At 57.9% G+C, this 22,008-nt stretch carries 19 protein-coding genes; 12 read left to right on the top strand and 7 right to left on the bottom strand.

Annotation, left to right across the window (positions count from 1 at the left end; genetic code table 11):
- The first annotated feature begins 75 nt into the window (after nucleotides 1-75).
- A complete protein-coding gene (locus tag RAE07_RS09090) occupies nucleotides 76-339 on the top strand; it encodes a hypothetical protein (RefSeq protein WP_200288586.1) in 264 nt (87 codons plus the stop codon).
- A complete protein-coding gene (locus tag RAE07_RS09085; protein ID WP_200288585.1) occupies nucleotides 336-1,502 on the top strand; it encodes an alpha/beta hydrolase in 1,167 nt (388 codons plus the stop codon). The genes RAE07_RS09090 and RAE07_RS09085 overlap by 4 nt, the downstream gene beginning before the upstream one ends.
- 51 nt (nucleotides 1,503-1,553) lie before the next feature.
- Here RAE07_RS09085 and exaC read toward each other — a convergent pair whose 3' ends face one another.
- The 5 genes from exaC to dnaK all read right to left on the bottom strand — a co-directional run bounded on the left by exaC (nucleotide 1,554) and on the right by dnaK (nucleotide 7,648).
- A complete protein-coding gene (gene exaC / locus RAE07_RS09080) occupies nucleotides 1,554-3,074 on the bottom strand; it encodes an acetaldehyde dehydrogenase ExaC (RefSeq protein WP_200288584.1) in 1,521 nt (506 codons plus the stop codon).
- Between the two features lie 244 nt (nucleotides 3,075-3,318).
- Nucleotides 3,319-3,768 (bottom strand): heat shock protein transcriptional repressor HspR, encoded by a 450-nt coding sequence (locus RAE07_RS09075; RefSeq protein WP_023020004.1) that lies wholly within the window; start codon nucleotides 3,766-3,768, stop codon nucleotides 3,319-3,321.
- Nucleotides 3,769-3,788: 20 nt separating this feature from the next.
- Nucleotides 3,789-4,994, bottom strand: a complete 1,206-nt coding sequence (gene dnaJ, locus RAE07_RS09070; RefSeq protein WP_023020005.1) for a molecular chaperone DnaJ — start codon at nucleotides 4,992-4,994, stop codon at nucleotides 3,789-3,791.
- Nucleotides 4,995-5,090: 96 nt separating this feature from the next.
- Complete coding sequence (grpE, locus tag RAE07_RS09065) at nucleotides 5,091-5,798, bottom strand: nucleotide exchange factor GrpE (RefSeq protein ID WP_034655552.1); 708 nt, start codon at nucleotides 5,796-5,798, stop codon at nucleotides 5,091-5,093.
- Entirely contained in the window at nucleotides 5,798-7,648 is a 1,851-nt protein-coding gene (gene dnaK, locus RAE07_RS09060; RefSeq protein ID WP_023020007.1) for a molecular chaperone DnaK, read from the bottom strand. The genes grpE and dnaK overlap by 1 nt, the downstream gene beginning before the upstream one ends.
- A gap of 451 nt (nucleotides 7,649-8,099) precedes the next feature.
- Between dnaK and RAE07_RS09055 the strand changes: the two genes are divergently transcribed.
- The 5 genes from RAE07_RS09055 (at nucleotide 8,100) to RAE07_RS09035 (ending at nucleotide 16,088) form a co-directional block, all read left to right on the top strand.
- A complete protein-coding gene (locus RAE07_RS09055; protein WP_023020008.1) occupies nucleotides 8,100-8,276 on the top strand; it encodes a hypothetical protein in 177 nt (58 codons plus the stop codon).
- Between the two features lie 693 nt (nucleotides 8,277-8,969).
- Nucleotides 8,970-9,650, top strand: coding sequence for a sensor histidine kinase (locus RAE07_RS09050; RefSeq protein WP_232212556.1), 681 nt, complete (start codon nucleotides 8,970-8,972; stop codon nucleotides 9,648-9,650).
- Between the two features lie 257 nt (nucleotides 9,651-9,907).
- Complete coding sequence (locus RAE07_RS09045) at nucleotides 9,908-10,567, top strand: response regulator transcription factor (protein ID WP_234288155.1); 660 nt, start codon at nucleotides 9,908-9,910, stop codon at nucleotides 10,565-10,567.
- 597 nt (nucleotides 10,568-11,164) lie between these two features.
- Nucleotides 11,165-14,608 (top strand): bifunctional proline dehydrogenase/L-glutamate gamma-semialdehyde dehydrogenase, encoded by a 3,444-nt coding sequence (locus RAE07_RS09040; protein WP_259825214.1) that lies wholly within the window; start codon nucleotides 11,165-11,167, stop codon nucleotides 14,606-14,608.
- Nucleotides 14,609-14,714: 106 nt separating this feature from the next.
- Nucleotides 14,715-16,088, top strand: coding sequence for an AI-2E family transporter (locus RAE07_RS09035; RefSeq protein ID WP_200288581.1), 1,374 nt, complete (start codon nucleotides 14,715-14,717; stop codon nucleotides 16,086-16,088).
- 52 nt (nucleotides 16,089-16,140) lie between these two features.
- Here the strand turns inward: RAE07_RS09035 and RAE07_RS09030 are convergent, their stop codons facing one another.
- The gene (locus tag RAE07_RS09030; protein WP_200288580.1) at nucleotides 16,141-16,731 is read right to left on the bottom strand and encodes a nucleosidase; all 591 of its coding nucleotides are present in this window, start codon (nucleotides 16,729-16,731) and stop codon (nucleotides 16,141-16,143) included.
- A gap of 23 nt (nucleotides 16,732-16,754) precedes the next feature.
- Nucleotides 16,755-17,738 carry a hypothetical protein gene (locus tag RAE07_RS09025; protein ID WP_317001726.1) on the bottom strand — a complete coding sequence of 328 codons (984 nt, stop codon included), beginning with the start codon at nucleotides 17,736-17,738 and terminating at the stop codon, nucleotides 16,755-16,757.
- A 371-nt stretch (nucleotides 17,739-18,109) separates the two neighbouring features.
- Between RAE07_RS09025 and RAE07_RS09020 the strand changes: the two genes are divergently transcribed.
- From RAE07_RS09020 to RAE07_RS09000, 5 genes are all read left to right on the top strand, one after another.
- Nucleotides 18,110-19,096 (top strand): hypothetical protein, encoded by a 987-nt coding sequence (locus RAE07_RS09020; protein WP_317001725.1) that lies wholly within the window; start codon nucleotides 18,110-18,112, stop codon nucleotides 19,094-19,096.
- Nucleotides 19,097-19,364: 268 nt separating this feature from the next.
- Complete coding sequence (locus tag RAE07_RS09015; RefSeq protein WP_317001724.1) at nucleotides 19,365-19,919, top strand: LppP/LprE family lipoprotein; 555 nt, start codon at nucleotides 19,365-19,367, stop codon at nucleotides 19,917-19,919.
- Nucleotides 19,920-20,017: 98 nt separating this feature from the next.
- A complete protein-coding gene (locus RAE07_RS09010) occupies nucleotides 20,018-21,172 on the top strand; it encodes a TRAFAC clade GTPase domain-containing protein (RefSeq protein WP_317001723.1) in 1,155 nt (384 codons plus the stop codon).
- Nucleotides 21,163-21,489 carry a hypothetical protein gene (locus tag RAE07_RS09005; protein WP_086588807.1) on the top strand — a complete coding sequence of 109 codons (327 nt, stop codon included), beginning with the start codon at nucleotides 21,163-21,165 and terminating at the stop codon, nucleotides 21,487-21,489. The genes RAE07_RS09010 and RAE07_RS09005 overlap by 10 nt, the downstream gene beginning before the upstream one ends.
- A gap of 69 nt (nucleotides 21,490-21,558) precedes the next feature.
- On the top strand, nucleotides 21,559-21,963 hold the full coding sequence (locus RAE07_RS09000; protein ID WP_317001722.1) for a hypothetical protein: 405 nt from the start codon (nucleotides 21,559-21,561) through the stop codon (nucleotides 21,961-21,963).
- Nucleotides 21,964-22,008 lie beyond the last annotated feature (45 nt).

Here is a 22,008-nt window from a genome sequence, read left to right as displayed (position 1 = left end):
AAGCGGAACCGAGTTATCCACAGGCTGCCTCTGCGCCCATAGCGCTGAACTGCGACGTCCATCAGGCTAAGGGGCATGAGCTATGTAGAAATTCCCACGCACTTACCCGATTATGTCCGTTCCCTGCTCTCTCGGCCTCCGCTGCCACCGCCGACGGCCGCGCTCGATACCGCCTGCCGAACCGCAGACGCACTGGAGCGAGCCCGGTCAGCTTGGTCCAGCACCGTGGCCGCAACTGAGAATGCCACGGCCGAGCAATTGCGCTCCGTCGCGAACTTCCTCAGCACCGCCGCCGGGGTGGATTCCCGGCTAGGCCAATCCCTAGGAGCCGCTCGATGACCCTTTCTACGGCCCTAAGAAATGGCGCCAGCCACCTGCGCACAGAGCGCTCTGAACTGCACTTTCGTTTTATAGATTCGCACCATGATTGGCTTACTCTATCGCTGGGAGGGCCTGCTGGCGACGCCGCTCGCACCAGCTTGGCAGCCTATACCGACTGGCTGGCACCGTCGTTGCACCAGATGGAGCACGTTGCCGCCACCCTTGACCGCCACGCCAACCTGCAGGCCCGCCGTGAGGAACTAGAAGACCGCATCATCGCATTCCTAGGCCAGATAGACGAGCGCAATGTCGCGGCGGCCCGCGCCGCTGGGCTCCTATTAAATCAGGTACGAGCATTGGGCGATTCCCTCGATTGGCTCTGTTCCCAAGAAATTGATGCCCTGTGTACGCCTGCTGGTGTTTCTCCTCCCGTGCGGTTTGAAGAATTTTCCGATCTACCTGTGGACACCATTCACGAGATTAACCTAGCCCAAGCCAACGAGCACGTGGCTCAGCTGGCCACGAAAAACCCAGATATGAAGGTATTAGAAGCAAGCGACGGACGGCTTGTTGCCATGGTGGATCCAGGCGAATTCCGGACCACGCCGGCATCGCTCACCACATTTGTCGAAGGAGTTCACTCCTCCGATCCAGAAACCTGGCAGCGCGCGGTGGACCGGGGCCGCAACTTGGCTAAAGCCAGCGGTGGGCCGACCGTGGTGTGGTTAGGCTACCAGGCGCCATCTTCCCTGCCTCGGGCAATTCATGCCGGCCCCGCGCGCACCGCTGGCCAAGAGCTCGTCCGGTTTCAGCGCGCGCTTGGTGCGCGTTATCCGCAGGCCAAGCGCACCGTAGTGGGATATTCCTATGGTTCAGTAGTCACCGGGCACGCCGCTAAGGAGGACAAGATTGCTGATGACGTGGTGCTCGTCGGCAGCCCCGGAACCGGCGCTAGCCACTCCTCAGAACTCCATGGCCGCATCTGGGCAGCTACCAACGCGCACGACCCCATCGCCATTGCGACGGGGCCGCACGGCGGCATCCATGGCCCCGATCCCACCACGGATGCCTTTGGTGCCACTCCCCTTCCCGGCGCAGATGGCCTCCCTGGTGACCACGGCACCTATTGGGAGGACCCACGGTTCCTGCGCGGCCTAGGCCAAGTGGCACGGGCGCGCTAGGCCGCACGACATTGTGGAACCGCCTGCACAGATTTACCCGCGGGAGGTGTTTTAGAACAGGCCGGCCGGCTGATCCGAGTAGGAGACCAACATATTCTTAGTCTCCTGATAGTGGCCCAGCATCATCAAGTGGTTCTCACGGCCAAGGCCGGATTCCTTGTAGCCGCCGAAGGCGCTGTGCGCCGGGTAGTCATGGTAGTGGTTTACCCATACGCGGCCGGCCTGAATATCGCGGCCGGCGCGGTAGCAAATGTTTTGACTACGCGACCATACGCCTGCACCGAGGCCAAAGTTAGTAGCGTTAGCGATGGCAATCGCCTCGTCATAATCTTTGAACGTGGCTACAGAGAGTACTGGGCCGAAGATCTCCTCCTGGAAGATGCGCATGTCATTATTGCCCTTAAACACGGTGGGCTCAATGTAGTAGCCCTTTTCCAAGCCTTCTACCTTGTTCACGTGGCCACCGATGAGGGTCTCCGCGCCTTCCTGCGGGCCGATCTCCAGGTATTGCTTAATCTTGTCCATCTGCTCCTCGGAAGCCTGCGCGCCCATCATGGTTTCCGTATCAAGTGGGTGGCCAATCTTGATCTTCTTCACGCGCTCAATGGCCAGCTCCAAGAATTTATCCGCAATGTCCTCGTGCACCAGGGCGCGGGATGGACAGGTGCAGACCTCACCTTGGTTGAGGGCGAACATAACGAAGCCTTCAACGCACTTTTCCAGGTAGGAATCATCTTCATCCATGATGTCTTTAAAGAAGATAGATGGGGATTTACCACCCAGTTCCAGGGTGACGGGGATGACCTTGTCTGCGGCGGCTTTGTTGATGATCTTGCCCACTGGAGTAGAGCCGGTGAAGGCAATCTTGGCAATGCGGTCCGAGCCAGAGAGTGCCGCGCCTGCCTCCTCACCTAGTCCGTTGACGATATTGAGCACGCCAGCAGGGAGGAGGTCACCGATAATATCCATGAGAAGCAGGATTGAGGCAGGGGTTTGCTCCGCTGGCTTCATAACAATGCAGTTACCTGCAGCCAGTGCGGGCGCGATCTTCCAAGCGGCCATGAGCAGCGGGAAGTTCCACGGGATAATCTGGCCCACTACTCCGAGCGGCTCATGGTAGTGGTAGGCCACGGTGTCCTGGTTGAGCTGGGATAGGCGGCCTTCTTGGGCGCGGATGGCGCCGGCAAAGTAGCGGAAGTGATCTACGGCGAGCGGAATATCGGCGGCAAGGGTTTCGCGCACAGCCTTACCGTTCTCCCAGGTTTCAGCGACCGCGATCTTTTCCAGATTTTCCTCGACGCGGTCCGCTATGCGGTGCAGGAGCAATGCGCGCTCGGCTGGAGTGGTTTTGCCGAAGGTCTCGAAGGCTTTTTCCGCGGCGTCGATAGCCAGGTTGATATCGGCTTCTTTGCCGCGAGCTACCTGACAGAATACCTCGCCGTTGACCGGACTGATGTTGTCCATATATTCGCCGTCGACGGGTGCTACCCACTGGCCGCCAATGTAGTTGTCATAGCGTTCGCGGTAATCGACGATGGAGCCTTCGGTTCCCGGAGCTGCGTACAGGGTCATGGTGCGTGTCCTTTCCTGGAGAATACGAGGATCATCGGTGGTACATGACACTCGTTATGGTTTATGTGCCATAGGTCACCTTTGTGTTGAATATACTAACCCCAAACTTTGCAACGCGCACTGATTGCAGCTATCCCCTTTGCAAGCCTTAACATCACACCGTCACTGTGCAGGCAGAAGAAAACCCCGCAGCCAGCGGCGACGCTGGCTGCGGGGCGGGATGTACTCGTCTGCAGAGTAAGAATTAGTCCTGACCGTTACCACGGCCGCGGGCGCGTTTACGCTCGCGCGCGGTACGCGGACTCCACATCACCACGGAGGTAGACCGAGGGACATGGACAAGTTCGCCGCTGCGCTGCGGGCGGCGCCCGGCGGCCTGTTCGCGCAGGGTCCGAACCTCTTCAGCTAGGGCGTCGCGCTCGGCTTCAAGGCGATCGCGTTCCTCGGTCAGCTCGATGATGGACTTGATTCCGGCAAGATTGACGCCATCGTCTTGGGATAGCGCTTGAATCTTGCGCAGCAGCTCGATATCGCGGTCGGAGTAGCGGCGGCCGCCGCCACGGGTGCGAGCCGGGGAAACCAAGCCCATGCGGTCATAGGTTCGCAGGGTCTGGGCGTGCATTCCGGATAGTTCCGCGGCCACGGAAATCACATACACCGCGGTGCCGGAATCTTCTGCCTTTCCAGTGCTCATTCCTTAACACACCTCCTACCCTAAGCCTTCTCGGCGCCGGCCCAACCCGCACGCGGGTTGAAACCGGAGTCCTTTTCCGCTTGAGCATAGGTACGCAGGGCACTGGAGGCGGCGGCATCGAGCTTGGTGGGCACGGTGACCTGAACGGTAACCAAAAGGTCACCGGAGTTGCCCCCGCGCTTGGCGATGCCCCTTCCGCGCACCCTCAGCGTTCGCCCATCCGGCGTGCCGGCGGGGATCTTCACGCGTACCGGGTTATCCAAGGTAGGAACTGCGATGGTATCGCCCAAGGCCAGCTCCGTGAAGGAGACCGGGACGGTAACGTGCAGGTCATCGCCTTCTCGAGTGAAGACCTTGTCCGGTTTGACGGTTACCGCCACGAAGAGGTCACCGGCTGGAGTGCCGTTCGGGCCGGCTTCGCCCTGACCAGCAAGGCGAACCTTTTGGCCGTCAATGACGCCGGCAGGGATGCGCACGGTGATATTGCGGGTGCGATGAACCGTGCCGGTACCGTGGCAGTCCTTGCACGGGTCCGTGATGCGGCGGCCGGTGCCATCGCAATCCTTGCAGGGGGCGGAAAAGCCGAAGGCGCCGCGGTTTTCAGAGGTAAAACCGGTGCCACTGCAGGTGCCACAGGTAGAGGTCTTGCCGGATGCAGAACCCGAGCCGTGGCACGTGGTACACGGAGCATTTCCGCTCAGCGCTAGGGGGATGGTGGTTCCCTTGGCGGCCTCGCGGAACTCGAGGGTTATTTCCGTTTCGACGTCGGCCCCCCGCGACGGTTTAGCTGAGTGGCCAGCACCACCGCCGCGGTTGAAAACGCTACCGAAGATATCCCCAACACCGCCGCCCTGAGCCGCTCCTCCAGCGGATCCTCCGAAGAGGTCCGAGAGGTCGAATTCTTGCGCACCTTGTCCACCCATGCGCGTGGATCGAAACCCGCCGGGAAATCCGGCGCCTCCCATCCGTCCAAAGCCCCCACCGTTACGGAGCATGGCCTTGAACTGGTCGTATTCCTTGCGCTCAGAGGCATCGGAAAGCACGTCGTAGGCTTCCGCCACCTTTTTGAACCTTTCCGCTGCTGCGGGGTCGTCGGGGTGGGTATCGGGGTGGTTTTCGCGTGCTAGCTTGCGGTAGGCACGCTTAATTTCATTCTGTTCTGCGGACGAGGAGACCCCCAGATCCGCATAATAATCTTTGTCTGCCCATTCGGGTTTAGCGCTCACTGGGCATCTCCTCCTTTCAAAGAGAATCGATAAAGTTAAGTAAAAGGGCGCCGCGGGAAGGTCAATCGTCAGTTCCCAGGGCGCCCTTTATGTTATTTACTCGGAATCTTCCGAGCCGCTGGACTCATCGCTGGGGTCCGCGATGATGACCAGGGCATTGCGGACGAGCCTGTCGCCCACACGGTAGCCCTTGCGCAACACGGTGCCCAGCACCTGCTCATCGCCTGAAGACAAGTCCTGCACGGCCTCGTGAACCTCCGGGTCGAAGGCGTCGCCTTCTTCGCCAAAGGCGGCAAGCTCGTGCTTTTCCAGCGTGCTGTGGAGCTTATCCGCAAAAGCCTTGAGCGGGCCTTCCAAGTCACCGTGTTCATCGGCCAGTTCCAGGTCATCAAGGACAGGCAGAAAATCTGCGATGACCTTGGCCTTGGCGGTCTCGATTACGGCTTGGCGGTCGCGCTCGGTGCGGCGGCGGTAGTTGGTGTATTCCGCATTCAGACGCTGTAGGTCTTCCGTGCGTTCTGCCAACTGTGCTTCCACATCGCTGACGCCGTTGCCAGCGGGCTCTTCACCCGCGGCCTCGGCCTCTACCTCATCAGCGTTGACGTCTGCCAGCGCTTCTTCAAGGTCAGCATCGAGAGTGGGATCCAGCTCGGCTTCTTCGGTGGCATCAGCCTGCGCTTCCTGCGCGGCCTGGGCCTCCTCAGCCTGCTCGGCAGCAGCCTCAGCGCGGTCAGCCGAGGTAGCCTCCGGATCCGTGTTTTCCGGGTCGCCTGGGTTATGCGGCATTCCGCTGTCCTGAGTCATTACTTATTGCCATCCTTATTCTCATCCTCGTCAACTACCTCAGCGTCGACGACGTTCGGGTCACCCTGAGCAGCGCCAGCATCAGCCGCGCCCTCAGCACCAGCCTCAGCAGCCTGTGCTTCGTAGATCTGCTTGCCCATCTCCTGGGATTCGGTGGACAGCTTCTCCACTGCGGACTTGATGGCCTCGAGGTCATCGCCCTTCAGAGCCTCATCAACGGCGTCAGCAGCCTCGGTAACCTTGGTCTTAACATCCTCGGATACCTTGTCAGCATTGTCGTCCAAGAACTTGCGGGTCTGGTAGGATGTGGACTCTGCGTTATTGCGCAGCTCCTGCTCCTCGCGGCGCTTCTTGTCCTCTTCGGCGTGCTGCTCAGCATCCTTGACCATGCGGTCGATTTCTTCCTGGGACAGGCCGGAACCATCCTGAATCTTGATGGTGTTTTCCTTGCCGGTGCCCTTGTCCTTTGCAGTCACGTGGACGATGCCGTTGGCATCGATATCGAAGGTGACCTCAATCTGCGGAACACCGCGCGGTGCCGGAGCAATGCCGCCGAGCTCGAAGGAGCCGAGGAGCTTATTGGCAGTAGCCATCTCGCGCTCACCCTGGAAGACCTGAATCTGCACGGAAGGCTGGTTGTCTTCTGCGGTGGTAAAGGTCTCGGACTTCTTGGTCGGAATGGTGGTGTTGCGCTCGATGAGCTTGGTCATCACGCCACCCTTGGTCTCAATGCCGAGGGACAACGGGGTGACGTCAAGAAGCAGCACGTCCTTGACCTCGCCGCGCAGAACGCCTGCCTGCAGGGCAGCGCCTACGGCAACAACCTCGTCCGGGTTAACGCCCTTGTTGGCATCCTTACCGGTGAGTTCCTTGACCAGGTCCGATACGGCCGGCATACGGGTGGAGCCACCAACGAGAACAACGTGGTCAATATCGCCGACGGAAAGGTCAGCATCCTTGATGACCTGGTTGAACGGAGCCTTGGTGCGATCCAGCAGATCCTGGGTGATCTTCTGGAACTCGGTGCGGGTCAGGGTCTCGTCCAAGAACAGTGGGTTCTTATCGGAGTCAACCGTGATGTACGGCAGGTTGATATTGGCCTGCTGGGAGGAGGACAGCTCAATCTTTGCCTTCTCTGCAGCCTCGCGCAGACGCTGCACGGCGCGCTTATCCTTGGTCAGGTCAACGCCCTGGGAGGTCTTGAAGCGGTCTACCAGCCAGTCAACGATGCGCTGATCCCAGTCATCGCCACCCAGCTCGTTATCGCCGGCGGTTGCCATAACCTCAACCACGCCATCGCCGATTTCCAGCAAGGAGACGTCGAAGGTGCCGCCACCCAGGTCAAATACCAGGATGGTCTGCTCCTGCTCGCCCTTTTCCAGGCCATAAGCCAAAGCGGCTGCGGTTGGCTCGTTGACAATACGGAGCACGTTCAGGCCTGCAATCTGGCCAGCTTCCTTGGTGGCCTGGCGCTGTGCGTCCTCGAAGTATGCAGGAACGGTGATAACGGCGTCAGTAACATCCTCGCCAAGGTAAGCCTCCGCGTCGCGCTTCAGCTTCATCAGTGTGCGGGCGGAGATCTCCTGGGAGGTGTAGTCCTTATCGTCAATGTTGATCTTCCAGTCAGAGCCGATGTGGCGCTTGACGGAACGAATGGTGCGATCAACGTTGGTTACCGCCTGGTTCTTGGCGGACTGGCCCACCAGAATTTCGCCGTTCTTTGCAAAGGCAACGACGGAAGGCGTGGTGCGAGAGCCCTCGGAGTTAGCGATAACGGTGGACTCGCCACCTTCCAGTACGGAAACGACGGAGTTCGTCGTACCAAGGTCAATACCTACTGCGCGTCCCATGATTTCTTCTCCTTTTATCTTGGGGTAATTAATAAAGTTGACTGTCAGTGACTCAACTTCTCGTTGTGTCCGAGCGCTACTGTAACAGAACTTTCACACCCAGTCACACAACCTTGAGCCTGTGTCACTCAATCTCTACAACGGGCAGCCTACAAAAGTTATTCCCCAAGACTCAACTTTTTCTCAAATGTCCCACTTTTACCAGCTCACCGCCGCTCTTTCCGACGCCCACTTTCCCACCCCTGCCCATTAACCCCCTCCCCCACACAGCCTCATACCCAAACGGAGATCCTTAAACATCTCTAAGAGGATCCAAAAGTTACCTCAGAAAGGATCCAAAAGAGGATTGGCGGCGCGCCCCCACTGCCGCATACTAGGAATCACAGCAGTTAAGAGCTGCTACCCCAGAGAGAGATTGTAGTTTTACTCCGCCTATCCGAAAGGAATGTATATGTTCGATTCCCTAGTAGACCTCAGCTCCGCCATCGACTTCGAGGCACTCGTCAAGGGCATCAAGGGCCTCGTCGAGGCTTCCTCCGAGTCCAACACCGACTCCGAGGGCCTGGCCTCCGTATTCGAGGGCCTGTCCTCCAAGGATGACGCAGAGGCTGCTGCAGAAGCTAAGTAATTAGCACTCTGCACTCCTTCATGAAGACCAGCTAAACCCCCTCACCTTCTACCTCCGCACGGAACCCACCACAAGGAACCGTGCACGAAGGTGCGGGGGTTTCGCTGTTTTCAATCGCTGTTTCACGTTCGCTGTACCTACACTAGGGAGATAAACCCCATTGAGCCTTAGCATCCAGGAAGCGTGGACAGCACCGTGTCGAAACCTTCACAGCCACCCCTTCACCAACGCATCCGCGCGGCCATGACCCTGCAGCGAACAGCCGCCCTAACCGCGGTGATTTGTGTAGCACTGACACTACTTGGCGCATTCCTTACCTCCACTGAATATCAATTGTCCGCAGCAGTCTTGGGACTGGCCCTTACAGCCATTGCTACGACTGCTTACCGCTGGCCGTTGAGCATGAGCGCCGCGTTCGTCATCACTTGGGCGATCGCCACGCTTCTCGCCAGAACCCCTCTTGTTAGCTCAATATTTCTCGCTCCTGTGTTTCTTGCAGTAGTGGCGTATCACGGAAAGCACATACGCACGATCGCAATAGGTTTGGTTCTGTGGCTTTGTGGACTAGTCGATCCTGTGGAGCTCACTTTAAGCTTGCACCCTGCACCAGCCCTTACGTGGGGAATGCTTATTGGAGTCGGCGGCGTTATTGGAGCAATATTCGCGCACTCAGCTGATCGCTACAGATCCGCAATGATGGAGTGGAACGATGACGTGAAGCGTCGTCAATCTGATCTCGCTGAAACCTTGCACAACTCGGTAGTTTCTAATCTGACCGTAAATACGATGCAATTGGAGGCTCTCAGCCTTGAATACTCCAAACAGCCGGAGCTAGTCCGAAAGCTCGATGCACTCAGTGATTCCATGCGCTCATCAATGTCCGAGGTTCGCGCACTAACAAAGGTCCTGCGCAACAACATTGATGGGGTAAACGATGGCATGAGTTTTGGCACCACGACAAAACCCACGAGTTTTGCTCAACTCATCTCAGAGGAAGAAGAGCGCCTTCAGCGCCTCAACCGGGCGCCCGTAGTAGAAGTACGCGGTGAGGAGTTTGCGCCGGAATTCCCACAGGAGATCCTCGACCCCATCGCGGCTATCACTACGGAAGCATGCCTTAACGCCGTGAAGTATTCACCTCCGGGCGCAGAAATTACGATTTCTGTCCGCCCGCATGTGGGTTGGACTGTCGTAACCATTACAAATCCCATTGCAAAACCCACGAGCAAGACCACCGATATGTCCTCCGGTATTGGAATGTCCTCGATGACTCGGATCGCTGCTACGATCGACGCACGCTTAGAGACAAACTTGGAATCGGAAAGATGGGAGTTGACTCTTTCTCTGCCACCCAGTCTCCATAAGCGGCGTTAGTTCCACCACGTTGTATAGCAAGCGTTTAATTCTTGCACTAAGCTGTCGCTTGTTTCTGGCAAATACAAATCTTTAAAAAGGAGCGCCCTCATGCAGGCCGCACTCGCTAGCTTTCTCGCCCCACTGATGTTGTCTTCTTCCATCTTCGGCGCTGGCCTTACACCCGGCGAGCTGCCGCAAACTACGAAATACGAATCTCCTGTTGATATCGCTTTCGGCTGCCCTGCACCATGGTGCGGGAGGTAAAAACATCCCTCTTGGTCGTCGATGACGACCCACTTGTCCTTGAGGCCTTGGGGCGCTATTTTGCCTCGGCTGAGGACATGGAGGTGCGCGCCACCGCAGAAAATGGCAAGGTCGCTCTCGCGCTTTTGCAGGAGCAGGACTTTGACGTCATTGTCGCGGACATCCATATGCCCGAGATGGATGGCACTACCCTCTTGCGTGAGGTCAATAAGCTGGAAGACCCACCGGTCTTCGTCGCCATGACCGCAATGGACAATGATGAAACCCTCAAAGAGGTCATGGCCAATAAGGCTGCGGCTTATATTCTGAAAAGCTCCAAGCCGGTCTACATTTTGGATACTGTGCGTGAGGCTGTACGCGGCGGCACGGTTGTCACCCCGCAATCCCTCACCCGCCTATTTGAACAGCTTCCTGATTGGAACACTGAGGGCACCGACGCTAATACAGCAGCAGCGACCGCGAAGATTAAGGACAACCACCACATCTCGCCTGCTTTAGAGCAGGTCTTGGACCTGGTCTGCCAAGGCAAATCCAATGAAGAAATTGCCAAGAGCACACACTATGCACCGGGCACAGTGAAGAAGTATGTGTCCACCCTGCTCAGTGAATTCCACGCCAAGTCGCGGCTTGAGCTGGCAGTGAAGGCGCTCAAGGCCGGCTACGGTTCTTAGAACCCAATTGTTGGACAATCCGGGGGTGGGCTACCCCCGGATGCGTCAATACCCCCTCTAAACCCCACATGCTGGGGTTTATTTTTTGTTTTTCTACCCCCGTTACCGTTTTGCAAAGGAGACTAGCATCACGTTTGGTGCTTCCCTATAATTACGACAACACCAAAGTTCATAGTATTTCCTAGGCAACAATCGCAGCCTGAACCTGCAGGGTTGCCGCACGTCAGAGCGCTATACCGCTCACGTTTCTTCCTCTGCCCCTATAGTCACGTCATAGAAAGCAGGTGAGTGTTGAACACCAACCTGGCGCGCGTTCGTCGCAGCAGCGATAGGCCTCCCGTCCGCATTCGGCCCGCATAAAGGCCCGCTGAACATCGCATTTCACCACGAATCTCTGCGACCCTCACATTGCGTCGCGCGCACCCGCGTGTTCGCTCCTCACCCAGCTGCACCCTGCAGCACCACATAGCTCACCGCTCACCATCCAGACGCCGTATCGCCCAGCAATTCCAGACCGGCGCAGATACATCTACCTTCACTCCCGCGTGAAGGGTGGTGTCTAGGATGTGACCCGTTTGAAATAGAGGTAGAACCCATATGACTTCTCCTGCAAATACCCGCTTGCCCATCTCTGATGATGTGGAAGCAGTCCTGCCCGCAGCGATTAGCCGCGCCCACGACTGGTTGAAGTCCACTGCGGACGAAGAAGATAAGGCCACCGAACAGCTCGCGGACCTGCTGCGCGATGACGACGGCGTGAAGTTCACCATGGACTTCGTCGACCGCGTCATGCGCCCAGAAGATGACAAGGTTGCCGCACACGCGCTGAAGGATATTTCCTCCCACTATGACCCGTCGTTCCTAGGCAGCATCAATGGTGCGCTCGTTGGCGCCGGTGGCTTCTTCGGTCCAATCCTGCCCAACCTGGTCATGCCGGTGGCCCGCCTATACATGCGCAAGATGGTTGGCCACCTCGTTCTGGACGCCGAGTCTGATGCACTCAACAAGATTCTGGACAAGGCCGCCGAATCCGGCGAACAGCTCAACCTCAACCTGCTGGGTGAGGCCGTGCTCGGTGAGGAAGAGGCTAAGTCCCGCGCGCAGCGCACCCTCAAGCTCATCCAGAACCCACGCGTAACCTACGTTTCGGTCAAGGCTTCCTCCATGGTGGCCCAGCTCAATCACTGGGATATCGATGGCTCGGTAGAGCGCCTCAAGGAGCGCCTGCGCCCGCTGTATCAGGCTGCTGCCGACCGCACCGACAAGGTCTTTATCAACATGGACATGGAGGAGTACCACGATCTCCACCTGACCATCCGCCTGTTCAAGGAGCTGCTCAGCGAGCCGGAGTTCCTCACCCTAGATGCCGGCATCGTGCTGCAGGCTTACCTGCCAGATACCTTCGATGCGCTCAAGGATGTCGCTGACTTTGCCAAGGAGCGCGTGGCTAAGGGCGGCGGCAAGGTCAAGGTGCGCATTGTAAAGGGCGCGAACCTATCCATGGAAACCGTGCAGGGCGAGGTCCACGATTGGCCGCTGGCTACCTACACCAACAAGCTCGACGTAGATGCCAACTACTACCGCCTTTTGGATTTCATCCTGCGCGAAGAGTACGCCGATAGCGTCCGCATCGGTGTAGCAACCCACAACCTCTATACCGCGGCAATGGCCTATGAGCTGGGCAAGAAGCGCGGCGTGCTGCACATGATGGATTCGGAGATGCTGCAGGGCATGTCCCCAGCGCAGCAGGCAGCGGTGCGCAAGGTCTTTGACGGCCGCCAGATCCTCTATACCCCGGTTGTCCACGCAGAAGACTTCGATGTCGCCGTGTCCTACCTGGTACGCCGCTTGGAAGAGAACTCCGCACCGCAGAACTTCCTCTACGCACTCTTTGCCCCAGGCGAGGAGCCGCTTGCGGACCAGGAAGAGACGTTCCGTCGGGCCGTCGCCAAGCGCTGGGACACCTTCGCTGGCGCCCGCCGCACCCAGAACCGCCTCGAGGAGGATGGCCGCCAGGCACCGCGCACCGGCCGCTTTACCAACGAGGCCGATACTGACTCGGCTCTTGCCCCGAACCGCCAGTGGGCACAGGAAGCGCTCAAGCGCAACCCGGGCGAACACGGCATCACAGAGGTCACCGACCCAGCCGCGGTAGAAAGCCACATCGCCCGCGCCAAGGAGCTCGGCACCGAGTGGGGTAAGCGTCCTGCCGCCGAGCGCGCTGCGGCCCTCGAGGCGGTCGCGGACGAGATTGCTTCCCAGCGCGGTAAGTTCATCTCTGTGGCTGCGTATGAGGCCAATAAGACCGTTACTCAGACCGACCCTGAGGTCTCTGAGGCGATTGACTTCTGCACCTACTACGGCCAGTCCGCGCGCCTGCTGGAGGAGTCCTACTCCCAGTTCACCCCGCACACCGTCACCGTGGTAACCCCGCCGTGGAACTTCCCCATTGCCATCCCGACCGGCGGCATTGCGGCGTCCTTGGCGGCTGGCTCGGCGGTTATCGTCAAGCCAGCCCCGCAGGTAGTTCACTGTGGCAAGCTCGTGGTGGAAGCCTTCCGCACCGCCCTCGAGGCGCAGGGCCTGGATCCGGATTTGGTGCAGCTCGTGCTCACCGATGAAGCCGAGGCCGGCAAGGCGCTGCTCTCCCACGATGATGTAGACAATGTCATCCTCACCGGCGCGTCCGATACCGGTGCACTCTTCCGTTCCTGGAAGCCCAAGATGAACATCATGGCAGAGACTTCCGGTAAGAACGCGCTCATTATCACCCCAGCGGCAGACCCCGACTTGGCCATCGATGACCTCTACAACTCCGCTTTCGGTCACTCTGGCCAGAAGTGCTCGGCGGCCTCCCTGGTCATCTTCGTCGGCGCGGCAGGCAAGTCCGAGCGTCTGCGCACCCAGCTATTGGATGCTGTCAAGACCCTTAAGCCGGGCCCGGGCTTTGATATCACCACGACCATGAACGGCTTGGCCGAGGAACCAAGCGAGAAGCTCCTGCGCGGCCTCACCCAGCTCGAACCGGGTGAGAAGTGGCTACTCAAGCCGGAAAAGCTCAACCAGGAAGGCACCCTGTGGTCCCCGGGCATTCGCGATAATGTGCAGCCGGGCTCCTGGTACCACAAGAATGAGTGCTTCGGCCCCATCCTTGGCATCATGTACGCCGATACGTTGGAAGAGGCTATTGCCTGGCAAAACGACACCGGCTATGGCCTGACTGGCGGCATCCACTCGCTTGATGACGCCGAGATTGAGTACTGGATCGACAACGTTGAGGTGGGCAATGCCTACGTCAACCGCGGCATTACCGGCGCGATTGTGCAGCGCCAGTCCTTCGGCGGTTGGAAGAAGTCCGTCATGGGCCCGGGTGCTAAGGCCGGCGGCCCGAACTACGTGGCGCAGATGGGTGAATGGGCCGATGGCGAGCTCAAGCCACGCAATGTGGACATCGCTCCAGCTAGCCTCGCCGCGCTGCACCGCCTGCGCGATAACCTCTCCGGCAAGCTCACCGAGGACGACATCACTTGGCTATGGCGCGCCGCAGAGCTGGACCAGCTGGCTTGGCAGGAGGAGTTCGGCCGCAACCACGACCGCACCGGGTTGGTCTCTGAGGCCAATATCTTCCGCTACCGTCAGCTACTGACCAAGCTGCGCGTGCGTGTGGGCGAGGGCTACGCGCTGCGCGAAGTTGCTCGCCAGGTGCTGGCAGCCGCCATCACCGGTACTGCAACGGAAATCTCCGCCACCCCGGAGGTTGCTACCCAGCTGCAGGACCTCGGTTTCGATATCAAGGCCATTACCGACGAGGCTTTTGCCACCGACGTGGCCAATGCCCCCTCCTCCCGCGTGCGCGCCTTGGGCACCGTGCCGGATTCCATCTACGAGTCCGCAGTGCGCTCCAACTCCGTGGTGCTGGACCAGCCCGTGCTTGCCGACGGCCGCCGTGAGCTCATCCCTTACCTCCTTGAGCAGGCAGTCTCTGTAACCATGCACCGCTTCGGCATCATCCGCAACGTAGGCAACCTGCGCGAGGAGTAATCTCCCGCCGCATTAAAGGCACTCCCAGGAGGTAGCGTCCCGCCCGTGGGCCGCTACCTCCTTTTCGTATATGCGCTGCACGTTTTATGTGGCATAGTGGTAAGCAATGTCTACATCACATAATTCATCTTCCCGCGACGAGGCCCAGCGCCCGTCTGCGCAGGAACAAGGCACCGCAACGCAAATCCAGAAGCCAGGCGAAGAAGATTCGCATACCCTCGTCGCTTATGATGATGCGCATCTCGGTGCAGAAGCCGCCAGCGAGCACCCCGCTGAGCGCGATGATAAATCTGCCATCCTGGCCAAGGACTTCCGCACCATGGCCAAGGTCTCGGTGGTCTTTATCCTCATCGTCGCCGGCTTGGCCCTGGCGGGCTATTTGCTCAAGTTCATCTGGGTAGGCCTGCTCCCTGTCCTGCTCGCCATCCTTGTCTCCACGGTGCTCTACCCAGTCAGCGCCTGGCTGCGCGGCAAGGGATTCCCGCGCTCACTCGCGGCCGTGAGCACTTTGCTCGGCCTGATCATTATCTTCTGCGGCGTCTTTGCCGCCATGGCCCCAGTGGTCACCAGCCAAAGCCAAACGCTCATTGACCAAGCCGAGGATGGCATTAACCAGCTGACGGAGATGGTGGAAAAATCCCCCATCGATATCCGAAGCGACCAGCTGCAATCCGTGCTCCAAGACGTGGTCAAGTTTGCCAAGGGTCAAGCATCCACCATCGCCACCGGCGTCATCTCTGGTTTCTCCATGGCCAGCTCCATCGTCGTGGCCGCGCTGATCATGCTCTTTGTCACCTTCTTCATCATCAAAGATGGCGACAAATTCCTGCCCTGGCTGCGCAAGTACACCGGCAACTCCACCGGCTGGCATGTCACTGAGCTGGGCGCGCGCATCTGGAAGACCTTGTCCGGCTTTATCCAGGCCCAAGCCGCCGTGGCCATGGTGGACGCTATACTTATCGGCCTTGGCCTGTGGGCTCTGCAAGTTCCGTTAGCACTCGTCATCGCCGTGGTGACCTTCTTCGCCAGCTTCATCCCCATCATCGGTGCCGTAACCGCCGGTGCTTTGGCAGTTATTATCGCTCTGGTATCCAATGGACTAACCAACGCGCTTCTTGCTTTGGCAGTTATCATCATCGTTCAGCAAGTAGAAGGCAACGTCCTCCAACCATTGCTGCAGTCCAAGGCCATGGGCCTGCACGCCACGGTCGTCCTACTCTCTGTGACCGTTGGCTCCACCCTGGCCGGCATTGTTGGCGCGTTCCTCGCCGTCCCCGTGGCCGCAACCATTGCCGTTGTCGTGCGCTACCACGCCGAAATGGCTGCGCTGCGCTCCGGGGAAGTCGAGCCTTCAGATATAGACATCATCACCGGCTCCAAGGATGATCCTGAAGACTTCAGCGACGTCACCTACGAACATGACGAGACTCCACGCGATATGGTAGAGCAGCTCTACCAGTCCATGAGCCCGCTGAGCTAAGACTCAGCGACCACAAGCAGCGCGCCGGCCCTCCGCCGGCGCGCTTTAGTATTTAGCGCAGAAAGCCTAGATCCGTAGCGGCCGAGGCGAGCTGGCGCGCGCCTCGGTCGAGGACGTTGGCCCACGTGCCCTTGGACTCCTCATTCGCGGAATCGGAGACCTGCTTGAGCAGGGTGCAGGGCACGTCGAAGCGCTGGCATACTGCGGCAATGGAATAGCCTTCCATGTCGCAGAGCTGGGATTTTTGGGCCAGCTCAGTGCGCAGGGCGGTATCGGAGACAAACATATCGCCCGTGGCCAGCCCACGAACCGGCAAGCGGCCGGAGGTTTCCAGCTCGATGACCTCTGGCAGCAGGTAGCGGTTGATATCGGTAAGCACCTCGAGCTTGAAGTCGTGTTTGGTGACCTTGCCTACTTCGAAGACGCCAGCCATGCCGTCGACAAGCGCGCCGGCCGTGCCGATATTGACCACGCGCTCGGGAAGGGCGCCATTAGCGCGGGCGTCGGCAAGAGCCTCCGTTAGGGCAATGGCCGCTGGAACCGTGCCGATTCCAGTAATGAGCAGGGGCTCGCCCTCCGGAATGTGCGCGGCCTCCGCATCGACAGCGGCGACAAAAAGGGTACGTCCGTTGAGATTCTCCATGCCTGTGAGAATACCTGCCCGCCCTAATCGAAGTTCAACGTGCGGTTCTTCTGGCGCAGGCGAATCGTAATATTCTTCTGGCCAGCACCGAGTGCGATAATTTTCCCGCTGAGCACGCGCGCGACCGCCAGGTCGGCCTCCGTGGGGGCTTCGGCGGCCACCTGTGCCGTGGGTAGCCAGGCGTCGTGCGGATCAGGCGCGCCAAGGTGAATGAGCCGCTCGCGCTCCACGTCAATCCAATAGCCTTCAGTTGCCATAAAGCGATCGTGGCTCCCATCGAAGGAATCGCGGCGCCACCCGCCCTCGGCCACCCGAAAGACATACGGGCAATAGCCAAAGCGCGAGGGCACGATATAACGCGTCTGAGGGCTAACGCGCCAATGGCCGCGCGCGGAGCTCCAGACTTGGCGGTAGGTATCAGCCAGGCTCATACCCAGCCGCAGGCGCTGTTGTCTGTCCTCGTCTAGCCCCGCATCTTCTACCTGCGTATTTAGCTCACCCAGGCGCGTAGCATCTGCCACGTACATGCCCAGCCATGCCTCTTCCGGCGTCGTATACGGCCCGGTGATATCGCGGTGAAAGGACCCCGGAATTGCCTTGTGCGCGTCCTGGGGCAGGCGCTGGCGCGCGGCAAAAGCCCACAGCCGCGGATGCCCCATGCGGTAGAGCATCACCGTCGCCCGTGGCAGGCGGTCATGCACCTGTTGGCGCGTCAAGTAATCACCAGCACTGATGCGCCGCAGCAGCTGCTTGGCGACGTCCCCCTCCACCTGCTGCTCCATTCCCGGCGCGACTTCCATGTCCGACAGCTGGCTAAGCAGCATCAGATCGATGATGTCTCCCAAATCAAAGACCTTATTCAATTCCGCCGGTGCTTCGGAGCCAAAGGCCTCGATTGCGTCATAGCCTAGGGCTCCACCCAAGCGGCGGATGAGATCCGGGGATACGCTCACCCGGTTGCGAGTTGCATGCAATTCCGCGGCGTTGAGATTGCGGTCCAGCCCCACGAGGGCTCCTTCCTCCCCCTCATCGGGGATTTATTTCTTGGTCATGCTTGGGATTAAGCCGGACATTGGCCTCCCCGGTTTCCTTCATTTGGGTCTTGTCTCGGAAAGCAGGCATCAGTTGAAGCCCTTCTAGGAGGTTTTGGGACTTCTCAGCTTGGTCGCTGTTGGTTTTTCGGTCAGACAGATTATGACTTACTTAATCCCTACGAGTTACATAATAGAAAAGTGGCACGTTGCAAATACCCCTTTCATAGTCCCATTCGAGAGAATCTTTGCAACTCTTATGCCTATAGTATGACGCGGAATGATTCTTAATCATTCTCTTTCTTTCGCATTTCTCTTTCTGGACAGCGCACAAAGGAGCCTTACCTTTGAACGACAAGAATTCTTGGGGTCCACCAGACTCAACCCCACTTTCAGATTCGAACGGGCCTGCCTCCCCTATGCAGGACCCCGGCACAGGAACAAGCACTGGATCTTCAGGCAAAGGCACGCGCACCGCCATTATTGTCGTTGCCGCTCTCGCCATCATTGCGCTTATTGGCGGTGGCGCCTGGGCGCTAACGGGAAACAAGGATTCTGATGGTTCGAGCAGCGCTGAACCGAATTTTCATTCTCAAGAAAACAGCAGCGAGGAAACTACCGAAGGAGCGGCTTCTGAAGAAGAATCCACTCTTGAAAAGAAAGCTGCGTCTACACAAGCTAAGAGCGCTAGCACTGGACCTTCCACAGAGGAGAAGTGTGGAACGCTAGCCGATGACCTAATGGACGTTCCAATTGGCACGCTTCAGCTGTTTTGCGATGGCACCTGGCTTTACATGGCCCAAAAGCAATCCTCAAATTATGGACTGTTCTACTGGACCGATAATGAGTGGAAGTTGTATCGGTCTGACAATACGACTGGAGACTCCGTCAATCAGTGCTACGACAAGGGCAAGTTGGACACGGCTGGCGCCCCGAAGCAGCTGACCAACCAGCTCCAACTCTGCGATGCACAGCAAACGCAAACTCCAAAGGTTCGCGACAGGCCCATTACCGCCGAGGAGGAGTTTCCGCCAGAAGATTATTGGTACGGCGAATGCGATGGCAGCTACGTACTCATCGCGGAATCGGTCATCATCCCGCCGGCAACTGATCCGATTTCCGAGCCCTACCGAGTGCACAAAAAGTACCCAGGTTCCAAGATAATCCGGGGCGGCGCATGTAGTTCCCTGCGCAGCCGTACTGAGAGCGGCTCTGTCTATGCCATCATCTACGAAGCCGGCCACAGCGTGGAAAAGGTTTGCGAACTCAAGGCCAAGTATGGCGGTAATGCCCGTTCCCTCAATAATGACGCGGATTTCTCTGACCCCTGCTAACCCCGATTCCGCGTTCGATTCCCTGTCACTCCCCTTCTGCTGCGTTGTCTCCCTACACCCGCTACAACGCAGCGTGCACCCCTTTGACTTTTCATCTACCGCCTCAATTTGAAAGCAATATCTTATGCCTAAATCATCTGCCCACCTAGGCCGAATAAGCCGTATAAGCATTGCAGCGAGCGCCGCTCTTATTAGTTTCTCCTTGGCTTCCTGCGATGACGAAACGTCGGATACAACCGCACAGGAGTTTTCGGTTGAGTCGGCGTCAATGTCCGTTACGGAAGAAAGTAGCGATGCCAAGCCGGAAGAATCACCCACTGACTCTGCTGCGGCGGAAGAAGAACCTACTCGGCCGGTGCCACCGAACGTGATGATGGATGACGAGCAGCCGAGCCCGGAAGCCGACACCACTTCGTCGTGTGGCGCGGCAGATGCCCAAGCTGCTTTCTCCGAGGGCGTATCCCAAGTAGCTCCGTGGGGCACCATCGGATGGCAGCTTTTCGATTCCTCAGGCTACGATCCCTGTGCATCTCTATCGTGGGAAACGCTGATGGTTGAGGGAGGAACTAGTTCTTCACCCTTCCACATTATGTTGTTTAACCATGGCGAATATTTAGGCACCGCAACGGCAAAGCCCTATGGATTCGCCCCCACTATTGAGCGCGTCAGTGACTCCGAGATCGCGGTAACCTACCACTGGCCGCGCGAAGGCGAAGGCAACGCGAACCGCTCCGGTACGACTGACGCTGGCTTCCGCTGGGATGAAGGCCAGAAAAAGGTCATCATGTCCGGCGACGTACCGCCAACATCTGTAGGCAGCTAAAGGCGTAATCAATCCACCGCTTTTACCCGCCCCTTGGCCTCTGAAGAATTTCTCGCAGGCGTCAGGCATGATGTTTTCAGCTGATGTATTTTCGCACTATGAGCAAACAACAAATTCACCAGCACATCGCAGTTTTTGGTCAGGCTGGAAGCGGAAAGACAGTCCTTCTTTCCTCACTCTTTGGCCGCCTCCACGAGCCATCGACTATCCATAAGAACGGGTACAGATTCCTAGCGGACGATTCTGCGCGCGGAAATAAACTGCTCCAAAAATACTTGGGAATGAAGGAGCAAGCCCAAGCTCCGATGCAGGATAAGTTTGTTTCCTCTCCATTCGGTTTTAAATTCGTCCCAGAGTCACAGCCCTTGGACGCGAAGAAGAAGACTTCGCACATTGGCATTACTTGGCATGACTATCCAGGCGAATGGTTCGAGTCAGAGGTCAGCTCTGAAAGCGAACGAAATGATCGGGCTCATACTTTCCGCCAGCTGATCCAATCAGATGTCGCTCTGGTTTTGGTTGACGCACAAAAGCTGCTCGACCACGAAGGCGACGAAGATCGCTACCTCAAGTCACTATTCGGCACCTTCCGGAACACATTGCTGGGCATTAAATCCGACATCATTGCTGACAATGAACGGCTGCAGCAGTTTCCCCGCATCTGGGTTATCGCGCTTTCTAAAGCCGACCTCATGCCGGAGTTGGATGCGCACAGGCTCCATGAGCTCGTCGTTCTTCATGCCGCTGATGAACTGAACGCGCTGCGCAAAGTTCTGGCAGATTTCGTCAACGGCGACGAGGCTCTATCCGTCGGAGAGGACTACATCGTCATCTCTTCAGCTGAGTTCAAGAACGGCACAATTGATTTAGAAAAGCACAAAGGCGTCGACGCCTTGCTTCCGTTATCTACGATTTTGCCTATCCAGCGCTACCAGCGGTGGAATGTATTGCGCCTTCTCCCGGCTGGCCTAGCGGACGAAAAGATGGTGAAAAGGGGACTTGGTATAGCACAATCGGCTTTTGCGATGCTTGGCAAAGTAAACAAGATGCCATTTAATTTCCTGGCCAAGGCTCAAGGTATCGCTGGTCTGGTTGACCCGCTCATGTCTGCAGCCATTCCGGTGATTGCCGAGGCTCGAAAGAATGCGGTGGAAAAGCATGCATTTAAGGAATTGTTGCTTACAGATTTCGTCATGAAATTGCGCGAGAGCATCGACAACGACATTCTCGAAAGGTCGCCGCGATGGAAATAATCTGGGCTACGCGAGGCAAACACTGGGGCCATAAGTTCTTACTCGATGGCGGCTATAAGGACCCATTGCCGCCATATCTTGAGGCATTTTCGGGCTTTGAAAACTCCCGCCACGTGTTTGAGCGCTGCAATGGACACTTGGCATTAAGGTTTCCAGATCCAGAGGAACGCCATGATGAATCAGGTCGCTTGATTTACCACGACCTAGTTATCAGCGGCCATGCCATTACCGATGTACGCTCCTACGACGAAGCATGCTCTTTTATGTGGCCCCTGATTGCGGACGAATACAGCAAGCTCTGGAATGCAGAAAATTAGAAAAGAATCTGGGCTCTTTAAACAGTTAATCGCCGCCGTGAATATCAAGACCTTATCCCCAGAGGAATAATGAAGATGACTGATGGCTGGAATTCAACAGAATTCGCGGAGAAGATGAACTGCCTACTAAAGCGATACTACGCAGGAGACAATGGGCTTTCTCCGGCTGCAGTAGAGCTTCGGGCGGTGTGGAGAACTGCAGGACTCGCATACGCCATTTTCACAGTCTCGAAACCGAGAGGGATTGCGTATGTGGGAGTGGAAATGACGGTTCTTCCGGGACCTGGTTCTGCCATGTCGGAAGAAGAAACCGCTATAGAAGGCTGGTTAGACCGATTAGCCGGAGATACGCTGGCCAGCGCATTGGACTACAACGAAGATGACAAAATCCAATGGCAGGGAAAGGTCGCCGGCAACACTCCAGAATTTTTCTCAGAACTAGGCCCCGCTGTGGGAGAAGTATTCTTCCCATAAGTACCAAAAGCCTAAAGGGGGGCGCGGCAGCCAAAAGTGGCCGCG

Source organism: Corynebacterium nasorum, from assembly GCF_032821635.1.
In the GTDB taxonomy this organism is placed as follows: Bacteria; Actinomycetota; Actinomycetes; order Mycobacteriales; family Mycobacteriaceae; genus Corynebacterium; species Corynebacterium kefirresidentii.
Note: the sequence above shows the minus strand (reverse complement) of the source record. Positions and strands in the feature narration are given on the sequence as shown.